At 50.0% G+C, this 20889-nt stretch carries 17 protein-coding genes; 1 reads left to right on the top strand and 16 read right to left on the bottom strand.

Annotated elements, in window-relative coordinates; all coding sequences use genetic code 11:
- Positions 1-77: 77 nt before the first annotated feature.
- From AC4QZR_RS11150 to AC4QZR_RS11170, 5 genes are all read right to left on the bottom strand, one after another.
- Positions 78-1133 carry a FecR family protein gene (locus AC4QZR_RS11150; RefSeq protein ID WP_494480996.1) on the bottom strand — a complete coding sequence of 352 codons (1056 nt, stop codon included), beginning with the start codon at positions 1131-1133 and terminating at the stop codon, positions 78-80.
- A 63-nt stretch (positions 1134-1196) separates the two neighbouring features.
- Positions 1197-1763 carry an RNA polymerase sigma-70 factor gene (locus AC4QZR_RS11155; protein WP_494480997.1) on the bottom strand — a complete coding sequence of 189 codons (567 nt, stop codon included), beginning with the start codon at positions 1761-1763 and terminating at the stop codon, positions 1197-1199.
- A gap of 568 nt (positions 1764-2331) precedes the next feature.
- The gene (locus AC4QZR_RS11160) at positions 2332-3306 is read right to left on the bottom strand and encodes a nucleotidyl transferase AbiEii/AbiGii toxin family protein (protein ID WP_494480998.1); all 975 of its coding nucleotides are present in this window, start codon (positions 3304-3306) and stop codon (positions 2332-2334) included.
- Position 3307: 1 nt separating this feature from the next.
- Positions 3308-4033 (bottom strand): DUF6088 family protein, encoded by a 726-nt coding sequence (locus tag AC4QZR_RS11165; protein WP_494480999.1) that lies wholly within the window; start codon positions 4031-4033, stop codon positions 3308-3310.
- A gap of 567 nt (positions 4034-4600) precedes the next feature.
- On the bottom strand, positions 4601-4795 hold the full coding sequence (locus AC4QZR_RS11170) for a hypothetical protein (RefSeq protein ID WP_494481000.1): 195 nt from the start codon (positions 4793-4795) through the stop codon (positions 4601-4603).
- 308 nt (positions 4796-5103) lie between these two features.
- On the opposite strand from AC4QZR_RS11170, the gene AC4QZR_RS11175 reads away from it, so the two are divergent.
- Positions 5104-6750, top strand: coding sequence for a UxaA family hydrolase (locus AC4QZR_RS11175; RefSeq protein WP_494481001.1), 1647 nt, complete (start codon positions 5104-5106; stop codon positions 6748-6750).
- A gap of 108 nt (positions 6751-6858) precedes the next feature.
- Here the strand turns inward: AC4QZR_RS11175 and AC4QZR_RS11180 are convergent, their stop codons facing one another.
- From AC4QZR_RS11180 to AC4QZR_RS11230, 11 genes are all read right to left on the bottom strand, one after another.
- A complete protein-coding gene (locus tag AC4QZR_RS11180; RefSeq protein WP_494481002.1) occupies positions 6859-7545 on the bottom strand; it encodes a LamG-like jellyroll fold domain-containing protein in 687 nt (228 codons plus the stop codon).
- A 44-nt stretch (positions 7546-7589) separates the two neighbouring features.
- The gene (locus AC4QZR_RS11185) at positions 7590-8294 is read right to left on the bottom strand and encodes a rhamnogalacturonan acetylesterase (RefSeq protein ID WP_494481003.1); all 705 of its coding nucleotides are present in this window, start codon (positions 8292-8294) and stop codon (positions 7590-7592) included.
- 153 nt (positions 8295-8447) lie between these two features.
- Positions 8448-9872, bottom strand: coding sequence for a glycoside hydrolase family 28 protein (locus AC4QZR_RS11190; RefSeq protein ID WP_494481004.1), 1425 nt, complete (start codon positions 9870-9872; stop codon positions 8448-8450).
- 51 nt (positions 9873-9923) lie between these two features.
- Positions 9924-10328: a VOC family protein gene (locus AC4QZR_RS11195; RefSeq protein ID WP_494481005.1), complete on the bottom strand. Its 405-nt coding sequence runs from the start codon at positions 10326-10328 to the stop codon at positions 9924-9926.
- A 21-nt stretch (positions 10329-10349) separates the two neighbouring features.
- Complete coding sequence (locus AC4QZR_RS11200) at positions 10350-11582, bottom strand: dienelactone hydrolase family protein (RefSeq protein WP_494481006.1); 1233 nt, start codon at positions 11580-11582, stop codon at positions 10350-10352.
- Positions 11583-11630: 48 nt separating this feature from the next.
- Entirely contained in the window at positions 11631-14114 is a 2484-nt protein-coding gene (locus AC4QZR_RS11205) for a glycoside hydrolase family 95 protein (protein ID WP_494481007.1), read from the bottom strand.
- Positions 14115-14192: 78 nt separating this feature from the next.
- Positions 14193-15011 (bottom strand): rhamnogalacturonan acetylesterase, encoded by an 819-nt coding sequence (locus tag AC4QZR_RS11210; RefSeq protein ID WP_494481008.1) that lies wholly within the window; start codon positions 15009-15011, stop codon positions 14193-14195.
- Positions 15012-15107: 96 nt separating this feature from the next.
- On the bottom strand, positions 15108-16862 hold the full coding sequence (locus tag AC4QZR_RS11215; protein WP_220625141.1) for a glycoside hydrolase family 28 protein: 1755 nt from the start codon (positions 16860-16862) through the stop codon (positions 15108-15110).
- 10 nt (positions 16863-16872) lie between these two features.
- On the bottom strand, positions 16873-18579 hold the full coding sequence (locus AC4QZR_RS11220; protein ID WP_255594013.1) for a glycoside hydrolase family 43 protein: 1707 nt from the start codon (positions 18577-18579) through the stop codon (positions 16873-16875).
- A gap of 29 nt (positions 18580-18608) precedes the next feature.
- On the bottom strand, positions 18609-19601 hold the full coding sequence (locus tag AC4QZR_RS11225; protein WP_220625140.1) for a pectinesterase family protein: 993 nt from the start codon (positions 19599-19601) through the stop codon (positions 18609-18611).
- A 9-nt stretch (positions 19602-19610) separates the two neighbouring features.
- A complete protein-coding gene (locus AC4QZR_RS11230) occupies positions 19611-20849 on the bottom strand; it encodes a glycoside hydrolase family 88/105 protein (RefSeq protein ID WP_494481009.1) in 1239 nt (412 codons plus the stop codon).
- Positions 20850-20889: the final 40 nt, after the last annotated feature.

Here is a 20889-nt window from a genome sequence, read left to right on the forward strand (position 1 = left end):
GATAAAGATTTCCCATTACGTCCTGTTGCCAGAGCGTTTCATCCGTCGACTGACGGAGCAATTTTTATGTATCTGATTTATTTCCTGATGCGGTAGCTGTTCTGCTCCTTTTTCAATTTCAGCTCGTTGAGCACAGCGATTGTATGCAGCACCTGCTCCAGCGAATCGGTGGTGCTGATCTTACCGGTAAAACTGATCCTGGCAATATCGGCTTGCCTGTAGCGGATATCGTGCGCGTATACCCTGGAAAGCTCGTTTAGCACCGCAGGTAAAGGGCGTTTGCTGAACTCGATGATGTCGCCGTTGATGGTCATGGTGCCTTCTTCCATTTCAGGCCGTGGAGGCAAGCGCTTCGGGTTTTGTATCGCCTCCACTATGGTACTCACCCGCCCTTCCGGATACTCCGTACCAAATTCAAGCTGTTGGCCTGGTATCAGGTATACTTCCTTTACCTTTTGCCGCATTGCTTTGGAGGCCGCTTTTACGACCACCTTTCCTGTATAGAGTTGTACCAGCACAGGTTTATCCCTGCCAGGCGCTTTTACGCTGAAGGATGTGCCGAGCGCAGTAGTTGACAGTCCGCCAGCCTGCACAGTGAAGGGTCTCAGGTTGTCCTTGGTTACCTTAAACACGGCCTCGCCTTTGAGGTATAGCATGCGCCGGTCGTCCTGCACAAAAGGCTGCGAATAGGTGATCTCAGCTCCTGGCAGCAATTCCACTGTAGAGCCGTCTTCCAGCATAAAGGCCACCGGTCGAAGGGAGTTATTCGCTTTCACAGCAAATACACCTTCTGTTATATCATTTGCTGCTGCGACTTTGGTACTAACAGGTGTGCGGTCAAGGTATAGCTGCCCGACCAGGAAAAGTCCCAGAACAATGGAGGCGGCAACGGCCGTTATGCGCAGGTTCCAGTTGCTTTTGTCTTGCATTCCGACTTCGCGCTGTATGTGGCGCAGCATCCGCTGTGATACTTTCTCCTTCAGCCATACCCTGCTGTTGGTTTGCTCCCACTCGGATTCCGGCAGCTGCTGCTCGAGCGCCACCGGGTTTTCTTCCAGATACCGGGCCACCGCGCTGGCTTCGCTGGCGTTGGCTTTGTTTTGCAGAAATCGCTCGATCTGGCGTGGTTCCATTTGTAGTATCTAAACACAGTGAATACGATCCTCAACAGCCTGTCCCCTGCCGGAAACAATTATTTAACATGAGCCGAGCCAGGCCCACAGCAGCACATGGCTATACCTAAGGAGCAATTTCAAATGCTTGGTGGCTTTGGTGAGGTGGTCCTCCACGGTTTTGGTGGAGATGGAAAGTTCCCGGGCGATGTCCTGATACGAGAGGCCCTGGAAACGACTGAGCTGGAAAACCTTTTTGCGGACCGGCGGCAACTTTTCCACAGCCGCCTCTATCTCTTCCTGCAGGTAGTGGGTGTACACAGTGTTTTCGGTATAGGCATGTTCCCCAGGGAGTTCCGCGCGCTGCAGTGCCTCGCGTTCCACCGCTTGTTTTCGCAGGGTGTCGATGAGCGTGGTGCGGGCTATCCGGAAGATCTGGGAAGAGAGTGGCACTTCGTCGGAGAGGCGGTCCAGGTGCTTCCACAATTTGATGAAGGTGAGTTGCACGAGCTCCTCGACCATAAACTCAGAGTGGGTCTGTTTGCGGAAGTAGAAGTATACTTTTTGGTGGTACTCGTCATATAGCTTCTCAAAAGCGGCCTCATCTGGGGTGGGTCTTATGCTTAGCCGGTCGGTACTTTCAGAAGTCATCACGCTGGTAAAGGTTAATCCTGTACAAAGGAACCAACATTTCAGGAGCGCGTGGGTTAAGTTTCTGTTAAATCGGTGTTACAGCACTGAGACGTGTAGCAGTCGGAATGGTCAGGTATAGACTACCTCAGAAAGGCTATAATGCCTAAAATTCAAGTATCTTAAAAAAACAAAAAAGCCTGCAAACTTATCGTTTGCAGGCTTTGCAGAGAGTGAGGGATTCGAACCCACTCCACAACACGTTTATTATCAATTACTTATTACTCCAAAATTCAGCGATCACCCGAATTTTCCTCCTCCTGAGGATCTGGGGTTTCCTTTCATCAAATTTACTACTTTATTCTACAAACATCAAGTTGAGAAAGTAGAAGTTGATTCACCTACTCATATATTCTAAGGTTTATAGCCACTATGGATGTCAACTGTAATCAGCTTATCCCCCAGTCCAGGCACATGATGATCCAGAGGTGCGTTCAGGTTATTGTCTACGTAGTGCGTAGACAATATGCTCACCCTGGAAAACCTGGGCAAAGCGGACACAGTGCAACTTCTAATAAACCTGTAAATATTATTCTACTTGCCATGCAATTTCTTTAAGCCGATTTGCTACCTCATGTAGCGTTTCAATTAAGGCTCCTTCTGCTGGAAATACACCCGTTACCAGGTCTTTAAATTTGCCATTGTATTCATTACTCAGTTGTTTCCATGTTTCCTCTGGCTTATCAAAGATCAAAGCTGCGGCAGGATGTTCTGTTAGCCAAACATTATTGTTCTTATAGCCAACCATATCATCACGTCCCACTTTTATGAGCATTTCATCAAATTCACTGCTCCTGAAGAATTGCCGTAACTCGTCATCTTTCAACATCTGGTGGATGTCATACACATGCCGGATTTTATTTCTTAAATCTGCTATTGGATCTTCTGATCTGGAAAACCTGACTAAGCTCATGATCTTCTCACAGAATGTTCTCAGCTTACTCAATACCTGAACGGTAAATGGAGCCATGTTGTACTTTTCGATCAGTTCTTCCTGTCCTTTGGCTTTCATCATTCCATAGATGTAGGAGCTGACCGGCATTTCAGAGAATGGCTCAAAATTCCCTAACCAGGTAGCTTCTACTACGATGTGCTCTCTTACCTGTCCGAGGTTTCCATCAAAGATCCTGTTGTACCGGTGAACAGTTTTTCGAATGTTTCCCCTTTTGTTGGTTAACCCTTCTACCTCTATTTCGGGAATCCCACCCTCTACCACTTTACTGATTGCCCGAATTCTCCTCTTCAACTGGTTATCATTATCATCTGCATGACGCAGTACCACCATATCAATATCCTCCGAGAATCGCTCTATCAGCTTATGACATTTTGAAAGCGCGGTACCGCCTTTGAAAACGGCCTGCCCGGCTATACTCGAATGAAATATCTCGTATAAAGCAAAGGTTACCCAATAATCCTTCTCTACATAAACATCCCGCATTCCAAGATACGCTGCCGTAGCAAGTATGGCATCCTGTAATAGTTCCTTGTTGCTGTGTAAGTTCATGTTAATATATATTCCATTTCGGTGCAGTTGGCAAAATTACTTCTTTGATTCCGAGTTTATAGGAGGTAAGCGGATTCAGGTTATTTTTTAAAATCTCGGCGCCGTTCCTTGCCCCAGAAAACTCAAGTATAGCACCTAGCAACGCCTGTGCTCTTGGCGGATATTGTAGAGCATACCTAACTGTCTTTGAGCGGTCACTATCCGTAAGCTTGCTGACTTCATTCTTTAACAAAATGATAGCCGATTTTCTGTCCAAATCAGGTATGGTCTTAAAATCCTTGAGTGCATCCAATATTTCAAGCAGATAGTAGTTCTCGTTGGTAACATCCACATAACTTTTGACCGGCTTTACCTGAATTTTTCCAATTTTGGTTGTTACCCGTTTTACTTTGCTGGCCACCTTAATAGTTTGGGGAACCTGCGTGGTCAGCCCCATACGATTGTATAATGATCCTCCGGTAATGTATGCAATGCGTTTTTCACCCTGGAATAGGTATGGTTTCAATAATTCTTCTTCCCTGGGTCTCAACTCACCAAAAACAGATTGTTTGGGCTTGTAGAATACTCCGGTAGATAATCTTTTGATAACCCCTTTCTTGACAAACCTTTCAATGGCTTTGGCAGCGGCACTATATTCTGCCCGGTCAATACCCAGCTGCTGGTACTTAAATGTAGTGCCTTCCTGTATCCTATTGATCTTGTATCCTATTTTCGCTGTTACATTCATTGATTACTAATACATTGCCTAATAGAAGCAAAGATAATACAGGACAACCATTTGTCAAGTATTTTGCGCAAGATACTTGACATTACAACCTATATAAAACTTCTATAGGGACTATAAAGCGTTTAAGGAAGAGTAGAGGCTGAGCCAGTTGTTAGAACAATGTAATCGCCTAGGTAAAAATCTACTAGCTGAAGGAATTTCTACCTCGAAAAAATACCGCTCATCATCTGTTTTAAAGTAGGCGCAGGAGAACCGATGCTTTCAGGCACCCTCTTTATCGTAGAGATACCGGTGGCTCAGCCTTATGTCAACTCCAGCTCTTTTAATATGAACGGGCTGGAATTGGCCGCTGATTGGCCGAATTGGCCGGTAAAATGATTAAAGCCATAGCTTAAAGCTAACCAGACATTTTATTAATGGTACAAGGACGGCGAGAACGAACCCATGCAGCACTGCCTGTTGGGAACATGCGGGTAGCACACTATCCGCACTTCCTTAAAAACGGTTCTTCCTTGACCTAGATACCGGAAGCTTTAGCTCGAAGTTTGTCAGGCTTCCACCTTGCCGTTAAAAGCTGGACTTGATCTGCAGTCTCAGCACATTTCTGGACCAGCTGTTATCAATGGCTTTACGGATGTAGAAGAGCCGCTCCTGATCATTCTTTACCTTATCCAGCAACACCACTGGCCAGCAGCCCTTGTAAGAGGAACAGATGCGGGAGACACTGGGCCTCGAACCTATCAACAAGTCACTGATAATCATTTATTTACAAACACCTAAAAATTCAACACAGGGAATAGCGCACCACTTGATTCACTGTGTATTAGCTGCAAATGTTATATGTATAGACAGGTATTCTAAGACATTATATCAACCTTCTCTCCCAATTATATACCACCATGCGCTCGAGCAAAGTGGAATATCTTCAAGAAATAAGATGATCACAACTCCCGACTGCCATGATTCACTCGCTTTTCTTAAGTACTTCCTCCAAATCTTTTATTTCCGAAAAAACTTCTGTATAATTGTCATTATGCGCAATCGATTGCACACAAGAGCTTTTAAACAGCATGGCAAATAATACTTTAAAGATTCATCCAGAGGATAATGTGCTGGTCGCCTTAACAGACCTGCAGGCAGGTGAGGTGGTAGAATTCAATGGCAGACAGATTGGGATCGTCACAAACATTCCTGCCAAGCATAAGTTTGCCGAACAGCAGCTTGCACCGGGCCAGGAGATCATCATGTATGGTTCTCTGGTGGGAAAAGCCGTGGAGGCTATACCTGCCGGCGGCATCCTGACCACAGGCAATGTGAAGCACCAGGTATCGGGCTTTACAGGCAAGACCAAAACCATTGGCTGGCAGGCGCCAGACGTGTCCAAGTGGGTGGACAAGACTTTCCTGGGCTATCACCGCGAAGACGGACAGGTAGGCACAGGTAACTATTGGCTAGTGATTCCGCTGGTGTTTTGCGAAAACCGTAACGTAGATACCATCAAGCAGGCTTTTATGGAGAACCTGGGCTTTAGTCAACAGGACCTATACAAGAGCTATGTGCAGCAGATGGTGGAGTTATACCAAGCGGGCAAAACAGAAGAAATTGCCCAATTGCCACTTAACCCGACCTCCTCAAACGGACAACACCGCATTTTTGAAAACATCGACGGCATTAAGTTTCTGACACACGAAGGCGGCTGTGGCGGCATTCGACAGGACTCGGATATGCTGTGCGCTCTTTTGGCCGGATATATTCATAATCCAAACGTAGCAGGCGCTACTATTCTGAGCCTGGGCTGCCAGAATGCGCAGGTGCCTATTCTTGAAGAGCGAATCAAGGCGCTTAACCCTAATTTCTCTAAGCCCCTCATCATACTGGAGCAGCAAAAGGAGGGCACAGAGCAGGAGTTGCTCACGCTGGCCATCCGACGTACGTTCCTGGGCCTGGTAGAGGCTAATAAACAAAAACGTGAACCTGCACCGCTCAGCAAACTGGTGATCGGTCTGGAGTGTGGAGGATCTGATGGTTTCTCTGGCATCTCCGCTAATCCGGCCGTGGGCCATGTCTCGGACCTAGTGGTCGCGCTGGGCGGCAAGTCCATGCTGTCGGAGTTTCCGGAGCTGTGCGGCGTAGAGCAGGAGCTTATCAACCGCTGCGTAGATGAAAAGTCGGCTGACCGTTTTGTGGAGCTGATGCGTGCCTATGAAAGTGCGGCTATAGCATCTGGCTCTGGTTTCGACATGAACCCTAGCCCGGGCAACATCAAAGACGGCCTGATTACGGATGCCATCAAGTCGGCGGGTGCGGCCAAAAAAGGTGGTACTTCCCCTGTGGTAGATGTGCTCGACTATGGTGAGTATGCCACGATGCCAGGCTTGAACCTGCTCTGCACGCCGGGCAACGACGTGGAAAGCACCACGGCCATGGCTGGTTCAGGCGCGAACATTATCCTTTTCACGACAGGCCTCGGCACGCCAACCGGCAACCCGATCGCTCCGGTCATCAAAGTGTCTTCCAACACCAAACTGGCCCTGCGTATGCCGGACATCATTGATGTGGACACAGGCCCGGTGATTGCCGGCGAGAAGACCATTGAAGAGATGGGTGAAGCGATGCTGGACTACATTATTGAAGTAGCCAGTGGCAACATCCAGTCCAAAGCTCAAGTGCTCGGGCAGGATGACTTTATACCTTGGAAACGAGGCGTATCCTTGTAATACGCCTGAAGGACAACAGATTTTTTTGAGTTTGTTAAATGGGGTTAAGGCCGGTTCTTCTTAGGAGGATCCGGCCTTTTTCTATACCTAAGTTCAGCTGGTGACGTCTTACTTTGTATTAAAACGTACTGTTTTGATTTCACCCTTGAACCATGAGCGCTTATCCATGCGGGTGCCAATAGAGGTGCTGGCGGTAGGGCTGATGGGCAGGTAGGTGATCTCTCCCGACACTTCTTCTGTACCATTCACAAAACCTCTCATTTGACCCTGCCTGTAATGCAGCTTGATGGTAGCCCATTCATTAACCGGATGTGTCTTCGTAGAGTCAATCAGAGTGAGTGCAGCGTTCTCAGTTCGCATGAAGAAGTCTGCATACCACTGCTGTCGATTGTTGAGTCGAAGCTCAATCAGGATTCTCCGATCCGGGTTAGCGGGGTCCTGAATGTGCAGAAAGCGCTGCTCAATGTTATCGGGAAAACCAGCATAGGGCATAAACTCCACCTCTATTTCAAATTCCCCTGCTCCGGCAATCGGGTTTGAGTTGGTCAATAACCCATCGTCTATACCATCAAACGCAATTGCCTTTTCCCCTGCCCCCACATCAATCAACTTCGGGTTTCCCCAAACAGTTGGCTGATGTCCCGCAATAGATGTCAGGGAGTTCAAGGTCCATACCTTCTCATCAGGCTGCGGTGGCTGTGTTCTGGGTTTAGAGCAGCTTATACCTGACAGGCATGTGATGCCGAGCATCACTCCTACTGCAGCGTTTCTCCACGACGGCTTTTTATTTTTCATTTCGTTTATACCTGATACACACATCTATTGCGGCACCAACACGCTTACTTTTTAACAATTCTGTCTGCCAATTCCAGCTTCTGGGCTTTGATTTCGGCCAGCACCAACTGGGCCATCTTGCGTGCGCCTAATTCGCTGAAATGGGTGTTATCATCTTTGCCTTCGGGATAATTCGGATGTTCGCCCGCTTCTAATTGCAGGAAGAGGTGCTTAGAGTTTTCAGGCCCGAACTGCTGCAGCAGCTCCTGACTTTTCCGGTCCAGGTCAATCACGGCCACTTTCCGCTGTTTGGCCACTTCCCGCACAATAGCTGCATAATCTTCATGCGTTCCTACTATTTTGCCGGCCTCGTCAAACTGGCGCCGGGCAGCAGGTGTGAGCAACACAGGTATAGCTTTTTTCTTCTGCGCCTCCGTGATAAAGCGATTCAGATTGGCCCTGTACTGGTCTTTCGGGGTATAGCTTTTCTTTGTTTCTACCTCATCGTTGTGACCGAACTGGATGAACACATAGTCACCCGCCTGCAAGTGATCTGACACGGGTTGCCACAGCCCCTCCTCTATAAAAGTGCGGGTACTGCGACCATTCTTAGCGCGGTTGTCTACCGTCACACTGGAGTCAAAGAAATGCACGAAGGGCATCCCCCAGCCTGTTTCCGGGTAGGCTTTCGTTTCTTTGATGGAGATGGTAGAGTCACCGATCAGGTATACCTTGATAGGTTGCTTCTGCTGGGCAAGCAGTAAAGACATCAGAAATGCGGTGGTTAAAAGAAGGAATATTCTCATACTAGTTCTTTGTGATTGTTCATTATGTATAGCTACTTACCTATGTTACACAGGTATAAGGTATAAACCGGAGCATTTAATTAAAGCTTCTCCTCTGTTTACCTCATTATCCCAGTCTCAATTTGCAGGCAATACTACTTTTTCCCCATTGATGGTGACGTTTTCGAATTGGATGTTCTTCACGTTAGAAAATTTGTAAGGTTCCTCCACGCCATTTATCTCCACATCCACCAGGCGCAGGTTCTCTACCGGCGATTGTTCATACCCTTCCAGCAGCACGCCTACCTTGCCTCCGTTGCGTACCTTCATGTTGCGCACCTCAACGTTTCGTACAGTCGGCATAAACGAGCCGGAGTCTTCGTAGAACATGTTCACGCGAACCACCTGCTGCGCTACCTGTCCCACTTCAATGTTGCGCAGGTAGATGTTTTCCACGATGCCACCCCGCATGGAGCTCGTCTTGATGCGCAGCGCCCTGTCCAGGAGCGGGCTGTTCATCCTGCAGTTCTCCGCGAACACGTTGCGCACGCCTCCCGATATCTCGCTTCCGATCACGACTCCCCCATGCCCGTTTTCCATCGTGCAGTTCTGTATGACGATGTTCTCACTAGGCACATTGATGCGGCGGCCATCGGCGTTTCTGCCCGACTTGATGGCGATGCAGTCGTCCCCGGTATTGAAGTGGCAGTCCTTTATCAGCACGTTTCGGCTCGACTCCGGGTCGCAGCCATCCGAATTCGGGCCCTGACTTTCGACAGTCACTCCCTGAATGGTCACGTTCGTGCAAAGCACAGGGTTCAGAATCCACATCGGTGAATTGATGATCGTCACACCCTCAATCAGCACATTTTCGCAACGGTAAGGCTGTACAAATTGCGGCCGCAGATACGAGCCTTCCCCAAACTTCCGCTCACTTACCGGCACACCGTCCTCTGCCATCTGAAACAGCGCAGCCCGCGGCTCCGTCTGATTTGGCGTACCTTCTTTCCAACCATGTTTTTTCTGTCCTTTCCAGGGCCACCAGTTGGTTTCGTTGGCTTGGCCGTCCAGGATACCTTCTCCGGTTATGGCGATATTCTTTTCTTCGAAGGCGTAAATCAGAGGCGAATAGCCCATCAACTCCACGCCTTCCCAGCGGGTATGCACCAGTGGCAGGTAATCAGCGGGGTCAGTTGAAAAAAGTATGGTGGCCCCTTTTACCACGTGCAGGTTCACGTTGCTCTTTAAATGGATAGGCCCTGTCAGAAACTTCCCCTCCGGCACCACCACGCGTCCTCCTCCTGCCTCGACGCAGGCCATGATTGCTTTCCGGAATGCTTCGGTACAATCAACTGTCCCATCCCCAACGGCCCCATACGCAGTAACCAGGAAATCCCTGTCCGGAAATGACGGCGGAGATATTTGGCGCAGAATATCCTCTACTTTATCCCAGGCATCGGTCTGCGTGCTTGCCTGCTCCCGACTCTCCTGAACAGGCTGGGAGCATGAACATAGAAACAGCAAACAGCAGGTTACAAAAGCCAATAAATGATACTTTCCCATAATCAGTAATTTGCAATGAATGTTCAGATGTGGCCAGAGGGCTGTTCTTTACTAGCTGTCCTGCTCTTTTTCGGTCAGCATGCTCGTGCCTCTTTTGCAGAGTTGCACCGCCAAGCCCCAGGGGTCGCGCAGCATCACCAGATGGGAGCCATCTTCCAGGTACTGCTCCGTTACCAGCGTGGCACCAGCTTTCACCAGACGGTCTCTGTCCGCATTCGGGTTTTGTGACACAAAGGCCAGGTGCACCAACAGGGGGTTCATTTCCCGGTAAGGCGGTACTTCATCAGCCGGGTTCAGGTATATTTCGATCATGATCCGGCCACTGTCATCGGCCAGAAAAGTCATAAAAGGCGCCTGCTCCATCTGCCGTACGATTGTCATGCCCAAATACTTCACATACCATGCCGCCATAGCGATTGGGTCTTCTACATTCAGGGCAAAGTGTTCTAATTTCATAAAGGTATTCTTTGTTCGTATTTATTTCAGCCACTTCTCCAGCCATTCAAAGGCTTCGTCCTGCATGGGTATAGTCATCGAATGTGGCACGTCGTAATAGCTCGCCTTGAATTTCTCGGTGGCCTTCATTTTGCTGTAGATGGCCGTTAGTTTTGTTTCTGCCGCTTTCATGCCGGCAGGACTGAACAGCTTGTCTTGCTGGCAGTTGAGCACCAGCAAAGGCCGAGGTGCGTTCAGCGAAGCGACGTCCGGCAGGTCCAGGTACTGATACTGCCGTGGCACGTACATCATCCAGGTATGGCGGGTGTGGTTTTGCAGCATGTGCTCGAAAGTAGTGGAAAAAGCGGCCACTATACCTGTTTTGATGCGAGAATCAAGTCCGAAAAGATAGGTACTGCGCAAGCCACCCAGCGATAGGCCCACACAACCAATCCGCTCCGGGTCTACCTCCGGCCGCGACAGTAGGAAATCTATGGCTACTCTGTCGCTGTGCACAATCATGCCGAGCCAAGTGGTGCCAGCTGCCAGTATTGTCTTGTTCACAGCCACTTCATGCCCATTGGCAAATTTGTTGTATACCTTGATATCAGCGTCCTGATCTCCTGTGAGCTGCTTGCGGTAGTTTTTGGTCAGATCATCGCTCACCTGATCCGGTTCCAGTTTCTGTGAGCCGAAGTAAGGTGCGTCCGGCGAGAGCACCACAAAGCCTCTTTTCGCCAGCTCGTCGGCATAAGCCCTGCCTTCATACAGGTTCTGGATATACTCCACCAGCACCTCTGGTTGATCATCCGTCAAACTATGCTTCTCCTTGCCAAAAAAGTAAAAGCCGCCGTGGTCGTGCAGGGCGATAACGGCCGGAGCCGGTTTGGTGAGGTTGTCAGGTATAAGCAAGAAGGCTTCAGTTTGCTGATGCGCACTCACGTTGTAGCGCACCAGGTGTTGGGTATAGCCATCGCGTTTGGTCGTGCTGATGATTTGGCTCTCCAACGGCACAGGCTCCGGGTTGTAAGCCAGCAGCTCCTGCAGTTTGTTTTTCGCCACCTTGCGCCACTTTTCTGCCTTGCGGTGTTTGCTGTTCAAGTACGAAAGGCTACTGTTCTCTTTGGCGACGTGTGACTGAAGCAATGGATAGAAGTTGCCTACGTCCGACTTCTGCGCCACGGCCGTGCTGGCCATTAGCATCACCAATAGCCATAGGTATACCTTTGCTGTTCGCTTATAAAAATTACTTGTTTTTATTCCTTCTCCCTTCACTTGCTACGCTTAAGCCGGTATACCTTTACCCAAAGATGGGGCTATACCTTAGTTTAACTTCAACAAATAGGTTTTTCCTTTCTCAGTTGCCAGATCGAACTCCAGCACATGGGCTATACCTCCCGCCTGCACTTGTGCCTTTTCCGACACCAATGGCTCTTTAATGGCCGCTTGCTGATAAAAGAAGTTCGTGTTTTCACCGGCAGCTTCTTTCAGGTTACCCTTGCTGGCAAGTTGCAGCAGTTCGCTTGATCGGATGCGGCAGTTGCCGCCCAGCTTCGAGTGGATTTTCAGTGTTTTCACTTTTCCTGCCTCCCAAGCCATGTCTATCACAAAGCCGCCTCTGGCCACCAGTCCTTTTACCTCGCCGCTTTGCCACACATCGGGCAGCGCCGGAAGCACATGCAGTGCCCCGTCATGGCTCTGCAGCAACATCTCGGCTATACCTGCCGTGCAGCCAAAATTACCATCGATCTGGAAAGGCGGGTGTGCGTCGAACAGATTCGGATAGGTGCCGCCACTCTCGCCTTTGCCTTCCGTTCCGGCAGGCGTCAGCTGGTCCTGTATCAATTTATAGGCCCGGTTACCATCGAGTAGTCTGGCCCATAGGTTCACTTTCCATCCCATAGACCAGCCCGTGGATTTGTCGCCGCGGTAAACGAGCGAGTTTTTGGCGGCTTCGAACAACTGGGGATGGCGGTATGGCGAAACTTGGTTGCTCGGAAACAGGCCGTAAAGATGGGAAACGTGACGGTGCTTGTCATCTTTTCTGTCCAAGTCCTGCAGCCACTCCTGCAGCTGGTTGTGCTGCCCGATCTGCATCGGCGGCAGCCTGTCGCGCATGGTGCGTAGCGAGTCTGCAAACGCCTGGTCCAGATTCAGGATTTCAGAAGTCCTGATCACATTGCTAAAAAGATCGAAGATAAGCTGGTTGTCCATGGTGGTGCCAGCGGAGATAGACACGCCGCTCTGGTGTTTGTTCTCTGGCGACATGGACGGACTCACTACCAGCCATTTGTTTGTGGGTTCCTCTTGCAGCACATCCGCATAAAACATGGCTGATCCTTTCAGCACCGGGTATACCTCCTTCAGGAAAGCCTGATCGCCTGTATACAGGTAGTGCTGCCACAAATGCTGCGTCAGCCAGGCGCCTCCCATCGGCCACATGCCATAAAAGGCACCGTCTATCGGGCCGGTTATCCGCCAGATGTCCGTGTTGTGGTGCATCATCCAGCCCCGGGCGCCATACATTTTAGATGCGCTCTCCTTACCCGACTCCGACAGGTCTTTCAGCATGCTGAACAGGGGGCCGTGCATTTCCGAAAGGTTGGTTACCTCAGCCGGCCAGTAGTTCATTTCGGTGTTGATGTTGACGGTATACTTGCTGTCCCAGGGCGGTGCGATGTTGTCGTTCCAGATGCCCTGCAGGTTAGCAGGCTGCGTACCCGGCTGCGAACTGGAGATAAGCAGGTAGCGCCCGAACTGAAAATACAGTGCCGCCAGATGCGGATCGTTTGAACGGGCAAAGGCAGCCAGACGTTCATCGGTCGGTTTCTGCAGATCCGCTGTTGTGCCCAAATCAAGGGATGCACGGTCGTAGTAGTTTCTGTAGAAGGCCGTGTGCTCCTCCTTTGCTTTCTTATACTTCTTTTTAACAGCGCCGGCTAGTAGCTTGGCAGCTTTTGTCTCGCCGTCGCCACTCAGGTCTCTGTAGCTTTTGAAGTTCGTCCCGATAGAGATATAGATTGTGGCGGCATTGGCTCCTCTTACCTGTACCCCATTTGATGTGCTGGTAATCTTGCCTCCCTCTGTTTCAGGCTGCACAAGCGTTTGGAATTTCACCTTGCCTTTTTTATTGTCAACATCTCCGGAAACACCATTCATTATCAGCTGGTTACCTTGTGTTCTGACCGTGTAATTTTTGTGGGGACTATCAGCAGAAACGATAAAGTTTATACTCTTGGGCTTGTCAGCTGTAAGGCGCACGATTACAACATCATCAGTAAAGGACGAGAATATTTCCCGCTTGAATGTGATGCCGTTTACTTTGTAGGAAACTGTTGCGATGGCTTGTTGAATGTCCAGATCGAGGTAATAGTCTGTGGCTTGCTCGTGCCCCGGAAAAGAAATAAACAGATTGCCGACAGGCTGATAGGGCATGCCATAATTGTTATCGGCGGCAGGTTGTCGCGGCAGTTTTTCAGTTGCCAATTCCTGCGCTTCTTTGTAGTTTCCAGCGGCAATAAGGGCTCTGATTTCGGGTAACGCGCTGTTCAGGGCTGGCAACACATTGTTACCTGGCTCCCCGGCCCAAACCGTTTCCTCGTTCAGCTGCAACTGTTCCCGAGCCGGCTGGCCGAACACCATGGCACCCAGACGACCGTTCCCAAGCGGCAGTGCCTCGTTCCAGTTGATGGCAGGTTGTTTATACCATAGCTTGTGGTATATGCTGGCCTCTTTTTGGGCTGAAGCGCTGCCTACACCAATCCAAAGAGAAAGAAAGAGCCAGAGAAAATATCGTCTGATGTTCATATTGTCCGGGTTTTATAGGTGAATGTGCCCATGCAGTATGCCGCAGGTGTTATTTCTGAGAGCTGGGGTGCAGTTGCGCTATTTCTTAGCTGCTGCTTTCGTCTCCTTCAGCTCCTGCATACCTTGAAACACTAGCTGCGCCACCGCTGTTGCTCCCTCCGGCTGAAAATGTGTGTTGTCTTTCTGACCATCCGGGTAGGCTGTATACTTGCCGGCAGGCAGGTTCATGAAATAATTGTCTGTCACATAGTCCTGTCCTTTGGCTGTGAAGGCATCAATGGATAGCTGCGTTAGGTCGATCAGTTGCACGTTCAGCTCTTTGGCTACATCCTTTACTGCTTGCGGATAGTCCCCATGTACATTGCTCAGTTTGCCGTCTTTCCAGGGGTAATTGCGGTTCACGGGCGTCAGCAGGATAGGTATGGCGCCTTTCTCGCGGGTCTGGTGCACGAACAGGCGCAGGTACTCTTTGTAGGCGGTAACATTGGTATAGCGCTCGGGTTTGTTTTCTGCTGCATCGTTGTGGCCAAACTGCATCAGCACCAGGTCGTTTTTCTGCAGCGACCGGTATACCTCTGCCCAGCGTCCTTCTTCAAAAAAAGTGCGTGCACTACGCCCTCCCCGGGCTTTATCGGCTACAATCACACTGTCGGCTTTGATCAGGTGCCTGAGCTTGCGAAGGCTATCAGGCCGCATGAAAGGCTGAAACACCTGTCCCCAGCCGGCCACCGGATAGCGGGTGGTCATGTAATCTTTATCGTCATAGTCGCCGGTGTAGTCTGCCACGGTAGAGTCGCCGATCAGGTATACCGTTACAGTTTTTTTCTTGAAGGGTACAAAAGCCACCAGCACGATACTTAGTACTATGGCCGCAAGTCCGAAAGCTATTTTTTGCATAATGGGTTTGCTTCAGGTATAACAGTTTTGTTGTAAAAAGATAAAAAAGCATGGCCCTAGAGTGACCATGCTTAGTGTTTCAAATGAAAGTTCTTATTACTCAATATTGAGTGCCGTACCAGTCAGGTCTTTGCCTTTCGAAACCTGCTTGGTGGCGTTGTTAAAGTCTTTTTTCTCCAGGCGCACCTTCTCTGTTTTAGGTCCCAGCACCTTTACCACGGGCTCTTTACCCTCGTTGTAGCTAAAGCCAGTGATATCGATGTTTTTGCTGTTGTAAATGGTCAGGGCCGGACCTTGCTCGGTTTCCACTTTCACATTTTTAAGCACAATGCCATCGGAGTCAACAGCGGTTATACCTTTTTTCGCTTTCAGTATGGAGTTCTCAATATTCACGTTCTGCAGGTTCATCTCTGGCAAACCCTGCAGAGCCAGTGCCTGGTCAGCACCCGCCACGTTGATATTTTTCATATAAATGTTTCGGAAAGCAGGCGTTTCTTCAGTTACAGGTTCCAGTTTTTCTTCCTTCTTGGCATCGCCTTGTTCAGCATCCATTACCGGTGAATTACCGCCGTAAAACAGGTTAAAGCTGATGGCCTGTGTCGGGATATTGATCATGTCGATGTTGGAGATCCAGATATTTTCCACCACGCCGCCACGTCCGCGTGTGCTTTTGAAGCGCAGTCCGATATCAGTACCAATGAAAGTACAGTTCGACACGTGCACGTTCCTTACGCCGCCAGACATCTCGCTACCCACCACGAAGCCCCCATGGCCATGGTAAACCACGTTGTTTTTCACGATCACGTTTTCGGTTGGTAGGCCGCGATCGCGTCCGTCTTTGTCTTTACCGGATTTGAAGCAAATGGCGTCATCACCTACATCGAACGTGTTATTATACACCACAGCATTCTTGCAGGACTCCAGGTCCAGGCCATCGCCGTTCTGCGAGTACCAGGGGTTGCGCACGGTCAGGTTGCGGATGGTCACGTCCTCGCACATCAGCGGGTGCAGGTTCCAGGCCGGAGAATTCTGAAAAGTCGGACCGTCGAGCATTACTTTTTTACTGTTCACGATACTCAGGAGCACCGGACGCATAAAATCTTTCACGGGCTCAAATTGCTCCTTCTTGGTGAAGTGGATCGGCACATTGAAGTTGTCTTTCGTATCACCGCGTTTCGAGCTTTCGGATGGGTACCATACCTTGCCGTCATCGCTCAGCACACCACCCGATTTCACCAGGTTCTTCCACTGCGATTCTGTCATTTTACCTTTCTTCACAGGGCGCCAGGCATCACCGTTTCCGTCAAACACACCCTTGCCGGTGATGGCTATGTTCTCTAGGTTAATACCTGAAATCGGTGACTGACAACGGTAAGTATTGAGTCCTTCGAAGCTGGTTTTCACAAGCGGATAATCGTCGAAATCTTTGCTGAACAGTACAAGCGCACCTTCTTCTGCGTGCAAGTTGATATTGCTTTTCATGATAATAGGGCCTGTATACCACATCCCACGCGGTATAACCACAGTGCCACCGCCTTTAGCAGATACATCGGCAATAGCTCTTTCAAAGGCAGCTGTGTTTTTGGTGAGGCCATCGCTTACGGCCCCAAAATCGGTGATACTAACGCGGTAGTTGCCAAAAGTCGGCTCCTGCACACGTGGCATATCAAACTCGATGCCTTCGTATACCCAATCGTAGTTGGCAGTACTGGCTGTTGCTGCCACAGGGGCAGTTGCAGGGTTATTTGCAGTGGCCGTAGCGGCTGGTTGTTGCTGGCAGCCGAACTGCAGGGTGCCAGCTATACCTGCCAGCAGGAACAAGCGGTGTTTCAAGAACTTCTTCGTAATCATATCTTCAGCTTTAGTCTCTTACAGAAATTTTAGTCGTGTTAGGGGTGATTCGAAACCAGTCCACATCGGCAAAGCCGGAGTCGTTGGTTTTGCCTGGGCGGGTGGCAAACAAGCCTACCTTAGCGCCTATCCAGCGGCCTGGTACAGCTGTAAAGGTCGCGCCCACCGTTTTGAAAGCTGTGCCGTCCTCGCTGTAGCTAAACTGGCACTTGGCATCTTTGCTCACACTCACCCGGAAGTATACCTCTTTGCCATTCAGCTTGCCGAGTACTTCTTCTTTCTCAGGGGTTCCTTGATGGGCTTTAGTAGCGGTGTTGTAAGTCAGGTATAGCCCATCGGGCTTGCTCACCAGCGATACATAGGCATAATCTTCGCCCATCACGATCAGGCCAGTGCGCTCGTCCTGTAGTTTCGGATTTGGTGTGAATTTGAGCTTGGTAGTGGTCGTAAACGTTTCTGCCGGAAACTTCTGCAGCAGGAGGTTCGGTACGTCCCAGTAGTTTTTGAAGTCTTCTGGCAGCTGCTCCGTGAACAGTCGCAACTGACCTTTGGTACCCGTCGGGAAAGCCCAGGTTGATTTTGGGTTGGCATGCCACTGCCACTGCAGGCCCAAGGTATGGCCGTCAAATTCGTCTGATTCCAGCGGAGTGGCTACCGGGTATACCTTGCCTACGTTTGGCTTCTGGTAAGTCAGTACCGGCTCACCTTTTCCATCACCGTTTTTGTCACTACCTATCACCGGCCAGTCATTCACCCACTTCACCGGGTTCAGATGCACCACGCGGCCGTACGCCTCTATATCCTGAAAATGTATGAACCAGTCCTCTCCTGTCGTAGTCCCAACCCAGGCACCCTGGTGCGGACCGTTTACCGGTGTACTGCCCTGGTCCATCACAATCTTCTCTTCGTAAGGGCCATACACGTTTTTAGAGCGCAGCACCAGTTGCCAACCCGTCGACACACCTCCTGCCGGCGCAAAAATGTAGTAGTAACCGTTGCGCTTGTAAAACTTAGGCCCCTCGACGGTTGGGTGCGCATCATGCCCATCAAATACCATCATGCCTTCGTCCAGCACCTTCGTACCATCTGGGCTCATTTCGTTCAATGTGAGGATGCTTTTTATACCTGCGCGGCTTCCGGCCCAGCCGTGCACTAGGTAGGCCTTACCATCTTCATCCCAAAACGGACAAGCATCGATCAGGCCTCTACCTTCCTTCACCAGTACCGGCTTCTCCCATTGTCCGGCCGGGTCTTTGGTCTTCACCATGTAAACACCAAAATCCGGATCGCCCCAGTAGATGTAGAATTCCCCGTTGTGGTGGCGGATGGAAGGTGCCCATACCCCATTGCCGTGCTGTGGCCTGGAGAAATGATCATATGGCGTGTTGCGGTCCAGTGCGTAACCGATGATGCTCCAGTTCACGAGGTCTTTGGAGTGCAGAATCTGCAACCCAGGTATAGCATTAAAGCTGGAAGAGGTCATGTAGTAATCTTTGCCCACCTGCACCACATCCGGGTCAGAGTAGTCGGCATGCAGGATCGGGTTCTTATACCTGCCATCTCCCAAATCAGCCACCCATACCTCCGAAACCGGAGTTAGTGTTGACTGTATTGTCTCTGCTGTCGCGGTTGTATTGTCCTGCTGCGCGAATCCTGAACAGGAACTGAGCAGAAATGAAAAGCAAACGGCAGCGTAAAGTACAGGTTTCTGAGTCATGGCAATCGTGTTTCAAAAAGGTGAAAAATCTATTTACTGGCTGTTTCTGGTCTTTCTCCCGGTATCCAGCCGTCGAATATTTTCTCTAAGGTATAATCGTCGAGTTGATTGTTGCTGAGTTGGTGCGCCCACTTGACCCGCTTGCCTGCCTTGGCACCCGGCCCTTTGGACTTATACTCGGCATAAAAAGTCGTCTGCTCCGCCTCTGGCTTGTTCCAGTTGTGCCAGCCTTCGGGCTTGATATGCGGACCAAGGTAGCTGTTGATGAACACCGTTTTGGCATGTGGCCTCCAGGGACGACCGAGGTAGTAAGAGTCTTTCGGAGCGTCGCCGGTAAGGCGGCAGTTGAGGAACACAAAGCCGTAAGGTGCACCTTCCAGTGTAGAGGCGGCCGTCACGTAACTGCCGCCTTTTTTGCTGTAAATCTCGCAGTTCTCAAACACAGCCGTGGACCAACCAAAGATAAAATCGGTCGTGCCTTCGATGTAACAGTTCTTGTAATACTGCCGGCTTTTCTCGCCGTGCGGGTATAGCGTGTCCTGGTTACCCAGAAAACGGCAGTTGGTGAACATCACCCGGTCACCGTCAATGCGCACCGCGACTGCCTGCCCTACCGGACCAGCAGAGTTTTCGAAGGTGATATTCTCGGCAGAGAAATCATCTCCAAAAATAAAGAAGCTGGTGGAGCCGGTAGTGCCCATCTCTTCGCCGAAGCGGTTCTTTTTGGAGGCGTAATCATCGTAGGTAAGTACCGTGTGCTGCACATTCTCCCCCACTAGTTTCACCATGGTCTTGGAAGTCGGCAGCACCAATTTCTCTTTGTACACGCCTTTTTTGATGTAGATGGTCGTGGTGTTTTTTCGAAAATCCGGTACTGCATCGATAGCTTCCTGCACTGATTTAAAGTCACCGCTACCGTCCTGCGCCACCACAAAGTCATGCTGCTTCTGCGCCTGCGCCTGCACCAGGAAAAGGCAGAACAGCAGCGTAAGAAGGGCGGTATACCTGGTAATTGTAAGCATGGTTTCGGATTACTTTGCAGATACTTTTGACTGGTTCAGCTCTTCAAACTCAAGCGAAGCCATGATAAAAGGCGCTACCGCTTTGGGGTCATCGTTCCGGCGCTCCTCGTTGATGTAGTACTCATAAGTGCCATCACGGTAAGGCGTACCGCCGAGCCCAGCCACAGCACACACATTCGTGATGCTGATCGTGCCATCCTCGTTCTTCTGGATCAGGTTATTGAGTATACCATCATACCCTTTCTGTGCCACCTGCATGTACTTCTGATCAATGTGTCCGTTTTTCGCGGCCTTTACCAAAAAGTAAGTATACATGCTGGATGCCGAGCCTTCCAGGTAATTTCTTTCTTTGTCGCCCTGGTCTACTACCTGGTACCAAAGTCCGGTGTTCTTGTCCTGGTACTGTTCCAGAGCACCTGCCATCTTCTGGGTTATCTGCAGTATTTCGTGCCTCCTGGGGTGGTCTTTCGGGAAGAAGTCCAGCACATCTACCAACGCCATCGCATACCAGCCCATGGCACGTCCCCATACATGTGGCGATTTACCAGTCTCCGAATCAGCCCACTTTTGCTCACGGCTCTCGTCCCAGCCATGGTGCCAGAGGCCTTTCTCACTATTCCAGGTATACTTGTCTATTAAAACGATTTGATTGGCCACGTCGTCAAAAATGGCAGGCTCGTTGAACTCCACTGCATACTGCGCCAGAAACGGTGAAGCCATGTACAGGCCATCCAACCACATCTGGTGTGGATAAATTTTCTTATGCCAGAAGCCTCCCTCTTTGGTGCGGGGGTGGGTACGCATCTGGTCGCGCAGTTCCTCCACAGCCAGTTTATACTTGTTGTCGCCTGTCTCTTTATAGAGCTCCATCAGGAACTTGCCCGGATTCACACGGTCGATGTTATAGTCCATCTTCTTGTAGGTCATGATCGTGCCGTCTTCGCTGATCATGGTGTCCGCAAAAGCCTTGATGTAGGTCAGGTACTTCTCATCACCTGTTTTCTCCCATACCTGCTCGATGGCACTGGCAAATAAGCCTTGCGTATAGTCCCATTTCGGCTTTTCTTTGAAATCAATCATCCACCCCTCCGGATTTCGTTTGATATCAGAATCTGCCATCCACACAGACCATGGCTTTTCAGCGGCAACGGTCTGGGTCTGCGCGGTGTCTTCAGTTGCCGATCCGCCCGAGCTACAGGCAGTGGCTAAGGCCAGCAGTACAGGCAAGGTATATTTTGCAATATTCATAAGTTTGGTAAAAAGGTATTTCCTTAGATTATCTTCACTT

The sequence above is a fragment of the Pontibacter sp. YIM B11418 genome (genome assembly GCF_059278805.1).

Excerpts from the sequence above, each read along its gene's own strand:
- AC4QZR_RS11170 (WP_494481000.1), bottom strand. The coding sequence starts at position 4,795 with ATGATTATCAGTGACTTGTTGATAGGTTCGAGGCCCAGTGTCTCCCGC.
- AC4QZR_RS11160 (WP_494480998.1), bottom strand. The coding sequence starts at position 3,306 with ATGAACTTACACAGCAACAAGGAACTATTACAGGATGCCATACTTGCT.
- AC4QZR_RS11195 (WP_494481005.1), bottom strand. The coding sequence starts at position 10,328 with ATGAAATTAGAACACTTTGCCCTGAATGTAGAAGACCCAATCGCTATG.
- AC4QZR_RS11215 (WP_220625141.1), bottom strand. The coding sequence starts at position 16,862 with ATGATTACGAAGAAGTTCTTGAAACACCGCTTGTTCCTGCTGGCAGGT.
- AC4QZR_RS11185 (WP_494481003.1), bottom strand. The coding sequence starts at position 8,294 with ATGTCTTTACTGCTTGCCCAGCAGAAGCAACCTATCAAGGTATACCTG.
- AC4QZR_RS11165 (WP_494480999.1), bottom strand. The coding sequence starts at position 4,033 with ATGAATGTAACAGCGAAAATAGGATACAAGATCAATAGGATACAGGAA.
- AC4QZR_RS11230 (WP_494481009.1), bottom strand. The coding sequence starts at position 20,849 with ATGAATATTGCAAAATATACCTTGCCTGTACTGCTGGCCTTAGCCACT.
- AC4QZR_RS11175 (WP_494481001.1), top strand. The coding sequence starts at position 5,104 with ATGGCAAATAATACTTTAAAGATTCATCCAGAGGATAATGTGCTGGTC.
- AC4QZR_RS11190 (WP_494481004.1), bottom strand. The coding sequence starts at position 9,872 with ATGGGAAAGTATCATTTATTGGCTTTTGTAACCTGCTGTTTGCTGTTT.
- AC4QZR_RS11205 (WP_494481007.1), bottom strand. The coding sequence starts at position 14,114 with ATGAACATCAGACGATATTTTCTCTGGCTCTTTCTTTCTCTTTGGATT.
- AC4QZR_RS11155 (WP_494480997.1), bottom strand. The coding sequence starts at position 1,763 with ATGACTTCTGAAAGTACCGACCGGCTAAGCATAAGACCCACCCCAGAT.
- AC4QZR_RS11225 (WP_220625140.1), bottom strand. The coding sequence starts at position 19,601 with ATGCTTACAATTACCAGGTATACCGCCCTTCTTACGCTGCTGTTCTGC.
- AC4QZR_RS11180 (WP_494481002.1), bottom strand. The coding sequence starts at position 7,545 with ATGAAAAATAAAAAGCCGTCGTGGAGAAACGCTGCAGTAGGAGTGATG.
- AC4QZR_RS11220 (WP_255594013.1), bottom strand. The coding sequence starts at position 18,579 with ATGACTCAGAAACCTGTACTTTACGCTGCCGTTTGCTTTTCATTTCTG.
- AC4QZR_RS11210 (WP_494481008.1), bottom strand. The coding sequence starts at position 15,011 with ATGCAAAAAATAGCTTTCGGACTTGCGGCCATAGTACTAAGTATCGTG.
- AC4QZR_RS11150 (WP_494480996.1), bottom strand. The coding sequence starts at position 1,133 with ATGGAACCACGCCAGATCGAGCGATTTCTGCAAAACAAAGCCAACGCC.